The sequence below is a fragment of the Helicobacter sp. 13S00401-1 genome, assembly GCF_002272925.1.
Lineage (GTDB): Bacteria > Campylobacterota > Campylobacteria > Campylobacterales > Helicobacteraceae > Helicobacter_I.
In genome coordinates this window covers 216400-231992 of the sequence record NZ_MLAR01000001.1, presented here as the reverse complement: position 1 = coordinate 231992, position 15593 = coordinate 216400, and the positions used below count along the sequence as shown (strand labels likewise).

General features: G+C 35.5%; 15 protein-coding genes. 9 read left to right on the top strand and 6 right to left on the bottom strand.

The window, feature by feature from the left end:
- Nucleotides 1–25: 25 nt before the first annotated feature.
- Nucleotides 26–616: a PepSY domain-containing protein gene (locus BKH43_RS01135; protein ID WP_095227641.1), complete on the bottom strand. Its 591-nt coding sequence runs from the start codon at nucleotides 614–616 to the stop codon at nucleotides 26–28.
- Between the two features lie 160 nt (nucleotides 617–776).
- Between BKH43_RS01135 and BKH43_RS01130 the strand changes: the two genes are divergently transcribed.
- Nucleotides 777–1340, top strand: coding sequence for a YceI family protein (locus tag BKH43_RS01130; RefSeq protein WP_095227639.1), 564 nt, complete (start codon nucleotides 777–779; stop codon nucleotides 1338–1340).
- 474 nt (nucleotides 1341–1814) lie between these two features.
- Here the strand turns inward: BKH43_RS01130 and BKH43_RS01125 are convergent, their stop codons facing one another.
- On the bottom strand, nucleotides 1815–4049 hold the full coding sequence (locus tag BKH43_RS01125) for a TonB-dependent receptor (RefSeq protein ID WP_095227637.1): 2235 nt from the start codon (nucleotides 4047–4049) through the stop codon (nucleotides 1815–1817).
- A gap of 225 nt (nucleotides 4050–4274) precedes the next feature.
- Between BKH43_RS01125 and BKH43_RS01120 the strand changes: the two genes are divergently transcribed.
- The 6 genes from BKH43_RS01120 to BKH43_RS01095 all read left to right on the top strand — a co-directional run bounded on the left by BKH43_RS01120 (nucleotide 4275) and on the right by BKH43_RS01095 (nucleotide 10583).
- Nucleotides 4275–5009, top strand: a complete 735-nt coding sequence (locus BKH43_RS01120; RefSeq protein WP_095227635.1) for a chemotaxis protein — start codon at nucleotides 4275–4277, stop codon at nucleotides 5007–5009.
- A gap of 63 nt (nucleotides 5010–5072) precedes the next feature.
- Complete coding sequence (locus tag BKH43_RS01115; RefSeq protein WP_172402277.1) at nucleotides 5073–5600, top strand: prepilin-type N-terminal cleavage/methylation domain-containing protein; 528 nt, start codon at nucleotides 5073–5075, stop codon at nucleotides 5598–5600.
- An 86-nt stretch (nucleotides 5601–5686) separates the two neighbouring features.
- Nucleotides 5687–6970 carry a phosphopyruvate hydratase gene (gene eno / locus BKH43_RS01110; protein ID WP_095227631.1) on the top strand — a complete coding sequence of 428 codons (1284 nt, stop codon included), beginning with the start codon at nucleotides 5687–5689 and terminating at the stop codon, nucleotides 6968–6970.
- Nucleotides 6971–6989: 19 nt separating this feature from the next.
- Complete coding sequence (locus BKH43_RS01105) at nucleotides 6990–8390, top strand: hypothetical protein (protein ID WP_095227629.1); 1401 nt, start codon at nucleotides 6990–6992, stop codon at nucleotides 8388–8390.
- A 9-nt stretch (nucleotides 8391–8399) separates the two neighbouring features.
- The gene (gene ung, locus BKH43_RS01100) at nucleotides 8400–9110 is read left to right on the top strand and encodes a uracil-DNA glycosylase (RefSeq protein WP_095227627.1); all 711 of its coding nucleotides are present in this window, start codon (nucleotides 8400–8402) and stop codon (nucleotides 9108–9110) included.
- A gap of 174 nt (nucleotides 9111–9284) precedes the next feature.
- Nucleotides 9285–10583, top strand: coding sequence for a hypothetical protein (locus BKH43_RS01095; RefSeq protein ID WP_095227625.1), 1299 nt, complete (start codon nucleotides 9285–9287; stop codon nucleotides 10581–10583).
- A gap of 33 nt (nucleotides 10584–10616) precedes the next feature.
- On the opposite strand, the gene BKH43_RS01090 is transcribed toward BKH43_RS01095, so the two are convergent.
- Genes BKH43_RS01090 through BKH43_RS01075 form a run of 4 tightly spaced genes read right to left on the bottom strand, consistent with a single transcriptional unit; the run spans nucleotide 10617 to nucleotide 14016 of the window.
- Nucleotides 10617–11537 (bottom strand): radical SAM protein, encoded by a 921-nt coding sequence (locus tag BKH43_RS01090; protein ID WP_095227623.1) that lies wholly within the window; start codon nucleotides 11535–11537, stop codon nucleotides 10617–10619.
- 2 nt (nucleotides 11538–11539) lie between these two features.
- The gene (gene acpS, locus BKH43_RS01085) at nucleotides 11540–11908 is read right to left on the bottom strand and encodes a holo-ACP synthase (protein WP_095227621.1); all 369 of its coding nucleotides are present in this window, start codon (nucleotides 11906–11908) and stop codon (nucleotides 11540–11542) included.
- A gap of 6 nt (nucleotides 11909–11914) precedes the next feature.
- Entirely contained in the window at nucleotides 11915–12646 is a 732-nt protein-coding gene (gene purC, locus BKH43_RS01080) for a phosphoribosylaminoimidazolesuccinocarboxamide synthase (protein ID WP_095227619.1), read from the bottom strand.
- 11 nt (nucleotides 12647–12657) lie between these two features.
- A complete protein-coding gene (locus BKH43_RS01075) occupies nucleotides 12658–14016 on the bottom strand; it encodes a S41 family peptidase (protein ID WP_343217643.1) in 1359 nt (452 codons plus the stop codon).
- A 75-nt stretch (nucleotides 14017–14091) separates the two neighbouring features.
- On the opposite strand from BKH43_RS01075, the gene BKH43_RS01070 reads away from it, so the two are divergent.
- Nucleotides 14092–14925: a S1-like domain-containing RNA-binding protein gene (locus tag BKH43_RS01070; protein ID WP_095227615.1), complete on the top strand. Its 834-nt coding sequence runs from the start codon at nucleotides 14092–14094 to the stop codon at nucleotides 14923–14925.
- A gap of 29 nt (nucleotides 14926–14954) precedes the next feature.
- Entirely contained in the window at nucleotides 14955–15500 is a 546-nt protein-coding gene (locus BKH43_RS01065; RefSeq protein ID WP_095227612.1) for an LOG family protein, read from the top strand.
- Nucleotides 15501–15593 lie beyond the last annotated feature (93 nt).

Below are 15593 nucleotides of genomic sequence, written 5' to 3'. Positions count from 1 at the left end.
AGTACTTAATAAAGTACTAAAGAGTTTAAAGAGAAAGCCAAAAAAGACCAAAGAACACAACAAAACCAACAATTAATGTGATGATAGAAGACTTTCTATAGTGTTTACACCATGCAGTATAAATAAACCCAGATAGATATAAAAGCACCATGCTAACAGCAAAGGCAATGGCAAATATATTAACCAACATACCTGCCTTGCTTTTATGCATCATAAGCATAACTCCAAGAAAAGTTCTATCTATGGTGCTTACTGTAGTTTTATTATCTTTTGAGACTATGTTTAAAGCATAGCCTGGAGTTGCTAAGCTAAGCCCAAGTTTTTCGCCTTTAATGCCACTAGGTTTAGAATCTGGTACTCGCAAGCTATTAGCACTAGCGTGATCTTTTAAGGCTTGAAGTAAGTCTTCTTTTTTATCTACATAGCGTTCTAAAATAAAGTTTTGCTTAGTGGCTCCTGCATCTTGATTAAACCCTGATATGTACATAATACCAGTTGCGATATAAGCTAAAACCCAAGGCAAGAAAAATACACTTAGATACATATGCATAGCCCTAAAGAATTTAGACTTAATATTTTTGTATCTTCGATTTTTTTTAGCCACCATGCCATCCATGCTTTCACCTTTATAGTTATAGTTATAAGAGTAAATATTATCTTACTTTCATATTTTTTGTAAAGAAAAGTTAAAAATGATGTATTTTTGTTTCTCTTTAGCAGTCAAAATGAGAAATATTAGGTAGTCTATACGGATATAAAAAATAAGGAGCATTATCATGAAAAAGATCGTATTAGCACTAGCTGCTATAAGTGCATTTGGTGCTATGGCCATGGCAACAACTATAGATACAAGCAAGTTTCAAAGCAGTTTTGAAGGTTTTAAAACTGTTGAAAAAGTAGGCACATCAGGCACTTTTAAAGATGCCCACTATACTTTTGGAAAAGATAGCAGCAGCATAAAAGGTCAACTTACTGGTGCAAAAGCGACTTTTAATCCTATGAGCGTTTTAATGCCAGCTGAGCCTATAACTAACAATATGAAGCATGCCTTCTTTGAGACTTTCCAAAAAAAAGGCAAGATAGAAGTTGTCTTTGAAAAAGTGACAGTTGGTGATAAGCAAGGAACCATAACTGCAAAAGTTAAGATGAATGGTAAAAGTGCCATAGTGCCATTAAAATATGAACTAGATGATGGAAAGATAGAAGGTAAAGGTGTACTAGATCTAAATGCCTTTGGACTTGAAAAATCAGTACTTTCTCTTACAAAAGCAGCAGCAGGTCATAAAGGCTTAACTTGGCCTCAAGTAAAAATCATGTTTGAAGCCCCACTTAACAACTAAACTACTAGCTTTAAGGCTTTAATATAAAGATGCTTTGCATCTGTTGTTTTAGATTCTATGATTATAGGGTCTAAAACCCCTTCTGCAAATTTTATAGAATCTAACTTTACTTAATCTTTGCTGCCTACTAACATAAAGATAAAAAACTTAAGCTTGAAGTAATTACCTCTTAATAAAAATCATTTTTATAAGCAATTCCAATCTATTCACACTATTAAACAGATATTTATTCAAACAGTTTCTTTTGCACATGGATTATTATTTGTATGTTTTTTTATCAGCACAAAACAAAGGTAAGAATGCCCTTGGCTTAAAAAATTATAATTATTAGAAATTTCATCACTTATAAAAACTGCTATAAAAACTACCCGTTAAATACGCTTTCAAATGCGTTCTCAAAAAATGAAAAGACTTTATATAAAGTAGATTCTATATGTAGAATCCACTTTATATGTAAAAGGCGCTAAAAGATATTTAGATCTTATAACTTAGGCTAAATTTCACATTAAAGCCTGGTTCATATATAGGAAAACTTGCTACATCTCCATCTGATGGATTAGCAAAGACTTCTTTTCTAGGTGAGGCTGGGTTTATATAAAGCCTATTAACTATATTAGTAAAAGCTAGCCTTAAGGTTAGATTATCATGCTTAGGTGGTGTATAGTTTATATAAAGATTATGCACGTCATAGCCCACTTTTTGATAAGACTCAAGTACGTTAAAGTAAAGATTATAAGCATTAAAATCACCAGTAGTTAAAACTATACGACTTAGCCAACCAAAGCTTAAACCCCAGTCTTTTATGTCATAGTTTAAGTTAGCAGTTAGGACAGCCCCAGTAAAAGCCCCTAGCTCAAAGCTATCTGTGATTCCATAGTGGCCTTTATAAAATGGGAACTGCTGGCTAACTCCAAGACTTGCACTAAACCCACCATACATAACCTTACCTGCTACTTCATAGCCTAGAATCTCTATAAAACCTGGCATATTAGTCTTCAAGAAAGCATGCTCATCACTAGGGTTGGTATTAAAGTAGGTGTTTATAAAGTTATGTATATTTTGATAGTAGGCTGATCCTCTAAGATTAAAGTGCTCACCTCCATAGTTTATATCTAGCTCAGTATTTTGTGCTTGCTCACTTTTAAGCTTAGGATCTATGTTGGCATCAACGCTATAAAGCAAAGACGCATCAGTTGGTTTAGCCCCCCTCATAGAGTAAGCATAACTTAGCTTGATATCTAGCCCATCTAATGGAGTATAAACTAAGGCCACACTTGGACTTACATTATTAGTGTTATGCACTTGATTAAACTTATCGACATAGTTATAAAAGTCATATCTACTTCCTGCTTCTAAAGCTAGAGAATCTAAAATATAGTAGTTTAAACTTACAAAGCCTCCTATAACGTTTGCAAACTCGCGGCCTCTATTTATAAAGTGAGAAGTAGCTTCTGGAGTATGATCATGAGGAGTGCTTACAAAGCTGTTTCGTAAACTTTGATAGATAAGCTGATAGTTAAGACCATACTTTATGGTTGATTGATCTTTTCCAAAAGTGTTAGTAAAAACTAGGTCACTTCCTGCAGTTTGCACTGCTATATTAAGCGGTCTTACTTCATCATCATGCTCTTTAGCTTCTTCTTTTTCAGCTTCAGTAGTAGCAGTGCTATGTTCATCTAGCTGCCCATCTAGTGGATATAAAAAAAGCTTTTTTTGGGAATAGTAAGTATTCCAGTTAGCTTTAAACTTATCAGTGTCATACTCATACTTAAAGCTTCCTTGATTGTTAAAAAGATCATTGTTGAAAAGAGGGCTTTCTGTAGGGATGATAACGTTTGCAGCAAAAGGAGTTATGGTGTTGTTAGTCATAAAGTTATATGTAAACTCAAAAGAGTTTTTTTCATCTAACTGAGTTGTTATCTTAGCTACTAAGTTATCAGAGTTATTTTTACTAGACTGAACTTTTTGGTTTCTATCTTTTGGATTGATAAAACCACGAGGACCATATATAGTCTCTCCTGCTCTATAATAAGGCATATACTGCTTAGAATAATAAAGCATGATACCAGTCTTACCTAAGATTCCATCCTTGCCTAAGATTCCATAAACAGCAGCACTACCATCAAGCCCAAAGTTACTAAAGGCTCCTAGATCTAAGATAGCGCCATATTTTTTCTTACTGCCTCTTAACATATCAAAGGCGTTTTTAGTTTCTACTTTTACAGATCCTACTAAGGCACCTGGCCCACTCTCTGGACTTGCATAACCTTTTTGAACAGTTATGCTTTTTATGATAGCTGGGTTTAGATTGATGCTTCCTTGGTGGTGAAAGGAGTTACCACCTTGCGTTATTCCATCCACGCTTACATTAAACATCTGCTCTTCTAAACCCCTTATATAAAGTTTAGAAGCTATCTGAGACCCTCCACCTACTTCAAGACTAGAATCTGCTTGGGTGATATCTCTTATGGTGCTTGCTTGAGTATCGCTTAAAAACTTATCTCCTATATTTAGAGTATTTTCAAAAGTGCCGGTATGAACTCTTACGCCAACTGTATCTATAGCTTTTAATTTTTGTGTTTTTGCCTTAGTGTTAGGAGTGGTTTTGTCTGTACTATCTGCTAATAAACTTTGACTTAAGGCCATGCTAATGCCTAAAAATAAGACGACATTTTTTATAGTCTTTGTGTTCCTTGGTATCGGTTTCATACGCTTATTCCTATTTTTAAATAATTATAATAATGATTTTACACCCTATTATGAGTATTAAGATATATTAAAAATAATAATAGCTAGCTTAAGGCTAGGTGAATAATGGATTTAATGAAAATTTAGTAAAAACTTTAAGGTAACTTTAATGTCATACTTAAAAATACATTTTTTAACTTTGCTATAATTGCCAAAAGCACAAATTTTCCCAACAGAGGAGTTTTGATGACACAAGAAGAGCTAGATTCCTTAATGTCTCAAGGTGTGGATGAATTAGAAAGTCTAGATTCTCAAACATCACAAACTGCATCCAAGCAAACACCTATAGAAGAGCAAACACAAGCAGAGCCACTTAGCCAAGATGATGATATAAAAGCTGAGTACATAGACCCTGCACGTTATAGGGCTGATGCAGGGAGGAAATGGCCACCACCACCACCTACTGAAGAGCATAAAGTTGTACACCAACTAGATGATGTTACAAAAGACTCTGAAGTAAAGATGACTGAGATTTTTGATCAACTAGAAGTTATAAGCACAGCTGCAAGTAATATAGAAAAGCAGTCTAAGGCACTAAAAAAGTACTTTAATGCCCAAGAAGAGCTTTTTGATATGCTTTCGCTTAGATTCCCAAACATAGAAACTTTTAAAAGAGCCCTAGAAGAAACTAAAGAGATAGCTAAAAAAAATGCCAACTTAGCTGAAAGTGCTATGGAGTGTGGGGATGCTAGCATGCAAGCTATGGATATCATGCAGTATCAAGATATACATAGACAAAAAATAGAGCGTGTAATAAATGTTATGCGTGCTTTAAGTCAGTATATGAACTCCTTGTTTGAAGGCAGAGTTGAAGACTCAAGACGTGTAGGATCTGCTACTTATATAGCAGGTGATAGAAGTGATGAAGTGGCAACTGAAGATGATATAGAAGCGCTTATCGCTTCTTTTGGTAATAAATAAAAGACTGTGAACGCACTAGCTAAGTATATAAAGAATCTAATAAAAACCTTTAAGGGAGCTTTTTTGAAAAAAGCAGATTCTATAACTACTCCTCTAAGTGATATAGATAGTGAGCAAACTTCAACTAAGGCTTTTCATAAGTCTTTTAAAGGAGGCTTTAGTGCCTTAGAAGTACTGTTTGTCATAGTCATACTTGGGATAATCGCAAGCATAGCCCTTCCTAAAATTACACTAACACGTAATAGTGCTCAAGCTGTAGCCTACCAAACTGACTTACAAACTATCATAAGTGGCACACAAGAATATGCCCTATTAAATAACTTTGATACTAATACTGCTAATGCAGCTTGGCTTATGAACTATTTACATCTTTCTCCAACTAGATGGGTAGTAAGTGGTGATAGCTTAAAGATAGGCAGAGATGGTAAAGAAGACTTAGTTAATGACTGCATAACTATAAGTTTTAATGGTCTAGCTGCCTTACAGATTAGACTAAGCAACCCTTCAGGCTCTTTATCCCCTATGTGTGAAAGCATACTTAAACACTATCCTAGTTCTGAGATAAATGTACCACTAAGCCGCACACTATGATAGTAAAGCAAGACTTTAAAGCAACAAAAAACACGCACTTTAAGTTACAATAAACTAAAGCACATGAAAAAGGAGACTTTCAAAAAATGGCAACTATAAAAGAAGTTCACGCTCATGAGATACTAGATAGCAGAGCAAATCCGACAGTACAAGTAGATATAACCTTAAGTGATGGCAGTGTAGGTAGTGCTATAGTCCCAAGTGGTGCAAGTACAGGCAAAAAAGAAGCTTTAGAGTTAAGAGATAACGACCCTAAGCGCTATCTTGGAAAAGGTGTTTTAGAAGCCTGTGCTCATGTTAATACACTTATTGCCAAAGAGATAGTTGGTATATATGCACTAGAACAATCAAGCCTTGATACACTTTTGCAGCAAATAGACAACACTGATAACTTCTCTCGTTTAGGGGCTAATGCAACACTTGGCGTGTCTATGGCACTAGCGCGTGCTGCAAGTAATAGCCTTCATGTTCCCCTTTATAAATACATAGGGGGGATTAATGCTGGAATCCTCCCTGCCCCTATGCTTAATATCATCAATGGAGGAAGCCACGCTGATAACAACGTAGACTTTCAAGAGTATATGATAATGCCTTTAGGCTTTGACTACTTTAGTGAAGCTATGCGCGCAAGTGTAGAAATCTATCACCACTTAAAAAAGATACTTAATGAAAAAGGTCTAAGCACTGGTGTTGGCGATGAGGGTGGATTTGCACCAAACTTAAAAGATAACAAAGAGCCTTTAGAACTTATCATGCAAGCTATAGAAAAGGCTGGATATAAGCCTGGTGTTGATATATTTATAGCACTTGATATAGCAAGTAGTGAGCTTTATAGAGAAGGACTTTATCACTTAGAGGGTGAAGGGTTGAAGTTAGATTCTGAAGGGCTAGTTAACTACTATGAAAACCTAGTTAATGCCTATCCTATCGTATCTATAGAAGATGGGCTAGATGAAGATGACTGGGCTGGTTGGGAGTATCTAACTAATAAGCTAAAAAACAAGATACAGTTAGTTGGAGATGATTTATTTGTAACTAACTCTAAGATTCTAAAAAAAGGTATAGAAGAAGGTATAGCAAATGCTATCTTAATCAAACCTAATCAAATAGGAACTATAAGCCAAACTATAGACACAGTAAGACTAGCTCAAAGAAACAGTTACAAAACAATCATAAGTCATAGAAGTGGAGAAAGCGAAGATAGCTTTATAGCTGACTTAGCAGTTGCTTTAAATAGTGGTGAGATAAAAACTGGTGCGCCTGCACGTAGTGAAAGAACAGCTAAGTACAACCGCTTATTAAACATAGCACACAAAGACCCTGGCACTTGTTATGTTGCTAGAACACTTTTTAATAAGTGCAAGATCTAAGCTAGCTTAAAGGTAGCATTTGCAAGAAAGTAGTCCTAAGTCTGATATGCCAAGTTCGCAAGAACCTCTAGATAAAAAAGATTCCAAATCTAGTAGCGAATCTAGCAAAATAGAATCTAATAAAGTAGAATCTGGCATCATAGATGAAGGTACAAAAAAAGATACTAAAGATAGTCTTTATTCTGATGTTTTAGATTCTATGCCTTTAGGTGATGTGCCAAGTAACAAGGGTGTTTTAAATGACCCTTCAAGCATAGTACTAGTGGATATAAGCAAGCAAGATGAGGTACAAAAACTTGATGATGAAAAAACATCTAGTGAGGCTTGGCCTGCAACTTCAAACATAGATAATTTAAGCGAGGTTATAAATCTAAAAGAGATAGATAGCCTTGAAGTCCTTTCTACTTTAAAGCCTTCTTCAGCACAAGAATCTACTAGATTGCAAGCTGATGGGCTAGAGGACATGGCAAAAAAAGACTTTTTAAACCTTCAAGACTCTCAAGATAGCAAGCGTACAAACTTAAAAAAGGATAAAGAAGATCTTATATCAAGTGATGAAAATAGCCTCGAGGAAGTCTTTTTTGAAGCTCCCACTACTTACGCTATAGATAATGAAGAAGCGCACCAAGATAGAAATGGTGATAAAGACGATAATAAAGATGATGCTAACCTAGAAGCAAAAAAAGATTCCATTAGTAATCCTTTATCTATACTAGATGATACTACTCCCTTAAAGCCTAAAAAAAAAGATAGTTTTAAAGATGAATTGATAGAAGAGCTTACTAAGGAGTTTGGTTCCCAGAATATTAAAGAAGAGATTAAAGAGGATGCTAAGGCATCTAGTGATACAAACTCTGATGAAAAAGAAGACCCTAAGGTTATAGTGCAAGATGACTTATCTTCTAAGCCTTTAAAGTCCTCCTCTCATGCAGCCAAAGCTTATGCAGAGATAAAAGATATAGCACAAGATGAGCACTCAAAAGAAGAACTAAAAGAAGACCAAAAACAAAAAGAGGCTTTAGCCAAAAAAGCAAGACATGAAGAAGAAAGGCTAAGAAAGGCTAGAGAAAAAGCTGAGCTTAGAGAGGCCTTTGATGGCGGCAAAGGCTCAAACCTACGCTATGCTATCTACTCTAACAGGCTAGCTCTTATAATCTTTGGCATAGCCATAATCATAGTGCTTGATGTTGCTTACTTTCTTTTTGGAGATAACTCCCTTGGTATATTAGAAAGACTTAGAGTAGAAGAAAAAAGCCTTTCTACTCAAGTAGAAACTAGTAGGTTAGAAAACGCTAAGCTTCATAAAGAGTATCTTGAATATCTTTCTTTAGAACCCCCAGCAAGCGATACTACTAGTAGTAAACCTAGCTCACTCCTTTCTACACAACCTAATCAAGCTAGTCCAAAAACTAGCAACTAAGGCAAAGAGATGCTAGAGTGGAAAGGCTTTGTAGACTTAGCACTACTAGATGCTCCACTTAGTGCTTACAAGAAAGCTAGTTTAAGCACTAAGGTCTATCCAAGAAGCGACTTGTTATTTAACGCTTTTAAACTAACTCCTTTAGGGGACCTAAAAGTAGTGCTTTTAGGTCAAGATCCTTATCATAACGCTTTTAATTTGCCCTTAGATTCTATAGATGATAAAAGTAGGCCTTATATCTATAGTGTAGCTGGAGATATGGCTTTACTTCCTCAAGCTATGGGTTTAAGCTTTAGCACACCTTTTATGCTTAAGCCTGCACCAAGCTTAAAAAACATCTACAAAGAGTTAGCAAGCTCTATAGACTTTAAGATTCCAAGTCATGGAGACTTAAGTAAATGGGCAAAAGAAGGAGTTCTTTTAATGAACTCTATCTTAAGCGTAGAAGCAAACAAGCCAGCAAGCCATAAAAGCTTTGGTTGGGAAGCACTAACTGATGCCATCATAAAAAACCTCTCCTTGCAAAAAGAAGGGCTAATCTTTATCTTGCTTGGAAACTTTGCTAAAAGTAAAGAAGGGCTAATAGATTCTAAAAAACACTTCATACTAAAAGCCCCTCATCCTAGCCCACTAGCTAGAGGCTTTGTAGGATCTGGTATCTTTAAAAAAATGGATGAAATACTAAAAAGTGAAAATATAAGTCTAGATCTTAGCCTATAAACTTTTTTGGTAAAGATTTTTTTTAAAAATTACCCCTTCATACTTTGAGTTTTATTTTAGTTAAAGTAAAACTTAACCTTTTTTAGCTTCTTTTTAGCCTTTTAAGATTCCTAAAAATAAAATGTACTAGTATGGCACACAAACATACAGCCCTATATTACATAAGGAGTCTTTATGGCGATCAAAGCTCCAATTAATAAACTTTTAAAAAACAAGGCCTTAAAGCTAGTCTTACTTGCTAGTTTAAGCACTCTAGCTTTTGGTGCAGATGTAAAAAATGCTAATGATATAAATGGACTTAAGTTCATGCTAGGTGGTGCTATAGGAACTGATGTAGGCGCTACAAAATCTACTCAAGGTGTGAGTATAAATAACTCCGGGGCAAATGCTAAGCTAAACCTAGGTGTGGCACTTTTTAGCACTAGTGATAGTGGAGTTGTAGGTGCAAGGATAGGGCTAGGGGTTGGAGCTAAAAGTAGTAACTCTGCCTTTGTGCCTGAATATACCTTAGGGCTAGATTTTATACAAGCTTTTAACATAGGCAGTGGCTATATAAAGCTTGGATATATAGTAGGTGTTGGCATGGCCATTAGGACTAATGACACTGTAAATAGCGGTAGTGGAGACTTATCTAACTCAGTAGTTGGTGCAGCAAGCCTAGCAGAGTTAGTCTCTCAAGCTAGTGGATTAAGACAAGATCTTACTAACGCGCAAAATGAACAAACAAAGGCTCAAGCTACACTTAATAGCTTGCAAGATAAAGTAAACCTAGCCCAAGCAGATATAGATAGACGAAATAAAGATATAGAAGACTGGAAAAAGCGTAATCCAACCGCGACATTTATAGTACCTCCTTATGTGGGTGGCTGGGACTATGGAGCTGCTTATAATAAACTGCTTGATGCAAAGCGCCAAAGAGATGCGGCTAAAAATGCTCTTGATGATGCAAACACAGCCCTAGCTAACGCCAAAGCTGCACTTGCTCAAAATACTCAAGCACAAGAAGTTGCTAGACAGGAAGAAGCAAGAAAAGCACAAGAAGAACAAAGGAGGCAAGAAGAACAAAGAAAACAAGAAGAAGAAAGAAAAAGACAAGCTGCTAATAACCAACCAACTAATATACCTAGCAACACTAGTACAAACCCTAGCACAGGAGATACCACCCCTCCAAATTCTACCAGTAACCCTACTAGTAACTCTAACTTTGCCGGACTTAGTGATGCTAACTTGTATGCATTACTTTATAACCTAGAAAAAAACAGGCGACTTCAAGCAGCCAGTACAGATACAAGCCCCCAAGCCCCAACTAAGGCTATGCCTTCTCTCTTGCCAACTTTAAAGGCTGGAATCATAGCCTTTATAGGAAGCAATCAAAGCTTATCTTTAGAGTATAAGCACTACTTTAAAAATGAAAGCTCAAACTTTAGTAATGCTGAAGTAAGCCTTAACTATACGCTTTATTTTGGTAGATAAAACTTGCAAAAAAAGCATACACCTAGTAATAAACTAAGGCTTAAAAAAGTCTAAGATTCCAACTCTTTGCAGCCTTACTTTTTTGTCTATGTGCATAGAATCTAAAAGCTTAAAAGTATCAGCATCAAGCAAAGTCTTAGCATCTTCTATGCTTAAAGGCCGTCTTGCAAGTAGCTCTAAGATACCGCCTTCATCAAGGTTCATCTTTTCGTGTTTATAATCTAGTGGCACCCTCTTAGCTATGCAGACATTCAAACCTTCAAACTTTAAAGCTAGTGCACTAAGCTTTTCATACTCTATAGGGTAAACCTTATAAGAACTAGGCCTATCTATAGTGCTTAAGTCTACTCTAGCTATGTTGATACTTCTTAAAAAAGAGGCTATAAGGCTAGCATCCTCAGGGCTATCATTTATATCTTTTACAAATAGCACCTCAGCGATAAGTGCACCTTTATAGCCTAAGGAAAATTCTCTTATGCCCTCTTTTATAGAATCTAAACTTAAACTACTATCTGGTCTATCTACTTTTATAAAGCTTCTTGGATTTAAACTATCACAAGAAAATTTAACCATATCAAACTCACTAAGTGCTTTTTGCACCTTAACATCCCAAAATCTTGAGCCATTACTAAGGATTAAAGTTTTGATATGAGGATAGGGCTTTAAGATCTCTTTAGTCTTAAGTATAAGCTCATGCAAGTAAGGATACAAAGTAGGTTCGCCATTAGCACTAAAAGTTAAAACATCTATCTTGCTATCAGCTTTTAAAGCAGCACTTATAGAATCTAAGATATCACTAACTGGCACTACTTCTTCCATAGAGTTAATAGTCTTAGACTTAGTTAGCTCACAGTAAACACAGTCAAAATTACACTGCTTTTTACTAGGAGAGAGGTCTACGCCAAGGCTTACGCCAAAGCGCCTTGAAAGAATGGGGCCAAATACTACTTGCACACTTAGTCCTTAAAAATATTACAGATAGCTATAAGTAAGTCTTTATCATGACTTAGGCTAACACTTATCTTTTTAACTTTAAATTTTTCTAAAGCCCTAGGGCTAAGGGTAAGATTTGGTGCGGAGCTAGTCTTAAAGTAAACCATATCATGAAAACTTAGCTCTCTTCCTATGCCAGTTTTTAAAGCCTTAGCACAAGCTTCTTTTAACGCCCAAACGCCTGCTACTTTTTGATAGTTGATATTAGATTCTAAAGTTACTAACTTTAGCTCATCTTCATTTAAAAATCTTCTCAAAAAGTGCTCGCCATACTTTAAAGAGGCATCTTTTATGCGGCTTATATGTATTAGATCTATACCTACTTCAAACATAGGCTTTTAAAGCTTTAAGAGCCTATTTAATACTTCCTCATAGGCAACTTTTAAGCCACCTAGATCTTGTCTAAATCTATCTTTATCCATCTTTTCACCACTTAACTTATCCCAAAGTCTAGCGCTATCTGGGCTTATCTCATCAGCTAAAATTATATTGCCCTCATTATCTAAGCCAAACTCTAGCTTAAAGTCTACTAAAGTAAGGTTTGCCCTATCAAAAAAGCTGCTTAGGATTTCATTAACTTTCAAAGCCTTTTGTGCCATCTCATCTAGCTCATCTTGAGTAGCTATACCAAGCATAATGGCATGTTTTTCATATAAAAGTGGATCACCTAAATCATCATCTTTGTAGTAGAACTCTACTAATGGTACTTTTAAAGGAGTATCTTTAAAGTAGATTCCTTCTTTTATGCCAAGGCGCTTGCAGATGCTTCCAGTAGTTATGTTTCTTACAACTACTTCTAGAGGTATGATTTTTACCTTGTGACAAAGCATCTCTATATCATCTAGCTTTTTTATAAAATGGGAGTTTATGCCATTGTTTTTTAAAAGCATAAAAAGCTCTGTGCTTATCTTGCAGTTTAGCGCACCCTTACCGGCTTCTTTGCTTTTTTTAAGTGCGTTAAATGCAGTTAGGTCATCTTTAAACTCAGCTATGATTAGCTCAGGATTGCTTGTTTCAAACATCCTTTTGCCTTTACCCTCATAAAGCAGTTTTTGTTTTGTAACTTCCATCTTTATCCTCCTTAGTGCTTAAATGCGGATATTAGATTCCATGACTTTAAAGTATCTATAGCAGTTTTTAACTGCATGTCTTCCATCACCTCTTTTGTAGTGATTAGATTCTTATCTTCTTTTTCTTCTTTTGCCTCTTCAGCTTTTGCCTTTTTAGGTGCTTCATCTTCTAGGAGTTCATTTTTAAGATGCTTTCTTAGGTTGGCCTCTTTTAGACTAAATGCACTATCTTTATCTTGTGGAACTGCTCCTGGAGCTATCTTGATATCTGGAGTTATGCCTAGGGCTTGTATGCTTCTACCACTTGGTAGATAGTACTTAGCCACTGTTAGTTTTAAAGCTTCAGTATCTGAAATAGGAACGATTTGTTGAACACTTCCTTTTCCAAAAGTTTTTTCACCTATGATAACTGCTCTTTTATTATCTTGTAAGCTTCCAGCTACTATCTCGCTTGCACTTGCACTACCGCCATTTACTAAGACTACTAGAGGGATGTTAGCAAAGATGGCATCACCTTGAACTGGTATCTTTCTTTCTTCATTTCTTCCTCTTTCAGAAAGCACTATGCCGTGTTTTACAAAAAGGCTAGTTAGGTCAACTGCTTGTTCTAGTAAACCACCTGGGTTGTTTCTTAGATCCATTACTATCCCATCTATATGACCTAGTTTTTTAAGCTGCTTTTTAGTCTCTGGAGTAACGTTTTTATCAAAACTTGAAATCCTTAAGTAAGCATAGTTTGTGCCCTCTATCCTGCTAACTTTTGTGCTTTCTAGTTTTATAGTATCTCTTGTTATCTTAAAAACTAAAGGCTTATCTACGCCACTTCTAACTATAGTTAGTTCTACTTTTGTGCCCTTTTTGCCTTGCATTAAAGAAACTGCTTCATCTAGCTTCATATCAATAGTGGATTTATCATTTATCTTTAAGATGATATCTCCTGCTTTTAATCCTGCCTTAGAAGCTGGTGTGCCATCTATTGGCGAGATGATAGTTATAGCACCATCTTTTACACCAACAGTTATGCCTATACCGCTAAACTCACCTTGAGTTGTGTTTTTAAGATTCTTAAAATCTTTAGCACTTAGATAGTTAGAGTGAGCATCAAGGTTGCTTAATAGACCATCAAGTGCTTTATCTATTATCTGATCTATGGTTAGTTTATCAACGTAGGCTTTTTCTATGATATCTACTGAGTTTGTAAACTTTGCATAGGCTTTTAGTCTATCTGCCTTAGAGCTAGGCTTGAAGGCTTCTTGCTTGTTCATATCACTAACATCACCATTTTTGCTAGGTGCAGCATTTAGAAAACTTAGACCACCAACCATAAGTGCTGATACCAACACGCCAGATAACACATATTTATTAAACATCTTCATGAGCCCTAATTTAAAATTTAATTTTAGATTATACTTAGAAAAAATCAATTTAATTTGTAAAGGCCTTAAATGCAAGACATAAGTTCTCTGGTGGGTTTGAAAACTACCCTAATGATAGATAGAAAAACTGAGTTTGGATTCTATCTAGTAAAAGAAGACTTAGAAGGAGAAGTATTGCTCCCAAATATATATGCAAATGAGTTAGATGAAGGCACAAAAAAAGTAGAAGTTTTTATCTATACAGATAGTGAAGATAGACTAGTAGCTACTACTTTAACACCTTTTATGTTCTTAGGTGAGATAGGAGCACTAAAGGTAAAAGATAGAGTAGAAAATGGAATCTTTTTAGATATGGGGCTAGCTAAAGACTTATTTATGCCTACTAAGTACCCTAAAAACTATCCACTAGATTCTAAAGTCGTAGTGACTTTGCAAAAAGATCTTTCTAATAGGCTTATAGCCAAAAAAGATATCTCTATAGCCTTTAAACCTTGCAAGGATAAAAGCTTTCTTAGTAAGAATCTAAAAGCCCTTGTGGTTGGAAAAAGTGATCTAGGCTACTCTTGTGTCATAGGAAACTATCCTGGCATGCTTTATAGTAATGAAGTTTTCTGCGAGCTACATATTGGCGAGATTTATACAGTAGGTGTTAAAAACATTAGAAATGATGGCAAACTAGATTTAGTTATAAGAACTGATAAAAATGCTACTAAAGAAAAAATTCTTAGTATCTTAGAATCTAAAAATACCCCTTTTATCTTTGAAAAAGATAATGCACTAGAACTAGGTATAAGTTTTAAAGAGCTAAAAAGGACTTTAAGCCTTCTTGTCAATGAAAATAAGATAAGCTTCATAAAAGATGAAGGCTATATCATTTGCCCTTCACCTAAAACCAAATCATAATAATTTAGCAACATAAAGGAATCTAAACCATGAAAATAATTGCAGTATGTGGAAATGCAAGCACAAAAGGACTAAGTGAAACTACACTAGAGCTAGCCTATGAAGCAGGAAAAGCCATCATAGATAATGGCTATACGCTTGCTTGTGGTGGGCTTGGAGGTCTTATGGAGCTAGCTTGCAAGGGCGCAAGAGATTCTAAAAACCATAAGCCAAATACCATAATAGGCATACTTCCAAACTACGATAGAAGCATAGCTAATCCTTATGTAGACCTAGCCCTCCCTATAGGCTTTGATATGGCAAGAAATCTTTCTTTAGTAAGCCTAAGCCATGCAGTTATAGCAGTAGGAGGTGGTAGTGGCACTTTAAATGAGCTAAGTGCAAGCTGGCAGCTAGGAAAGCTTATAGTGGGTCTAGGAAGTGAAGGCTATGCTGGGAAGCTAGCTGGAAGTAAGCTAGATGATAGACGCGAAGATATGATATATAAAGCTAGCTCTGCTAAAGAAGCCCTAGATATCATAAACTCTAAACTACCACTTTATGAAGGTAAGTTTTTTACAGGTATAAAAAAGTAGGGCTAAAAACTAGCCTTTAAGTGCTTTAATCAAAACTAGCCTTTTTTTCTTGATGATTTTTTAAATAGCAAAACTTAGATTCTATAAAATTAT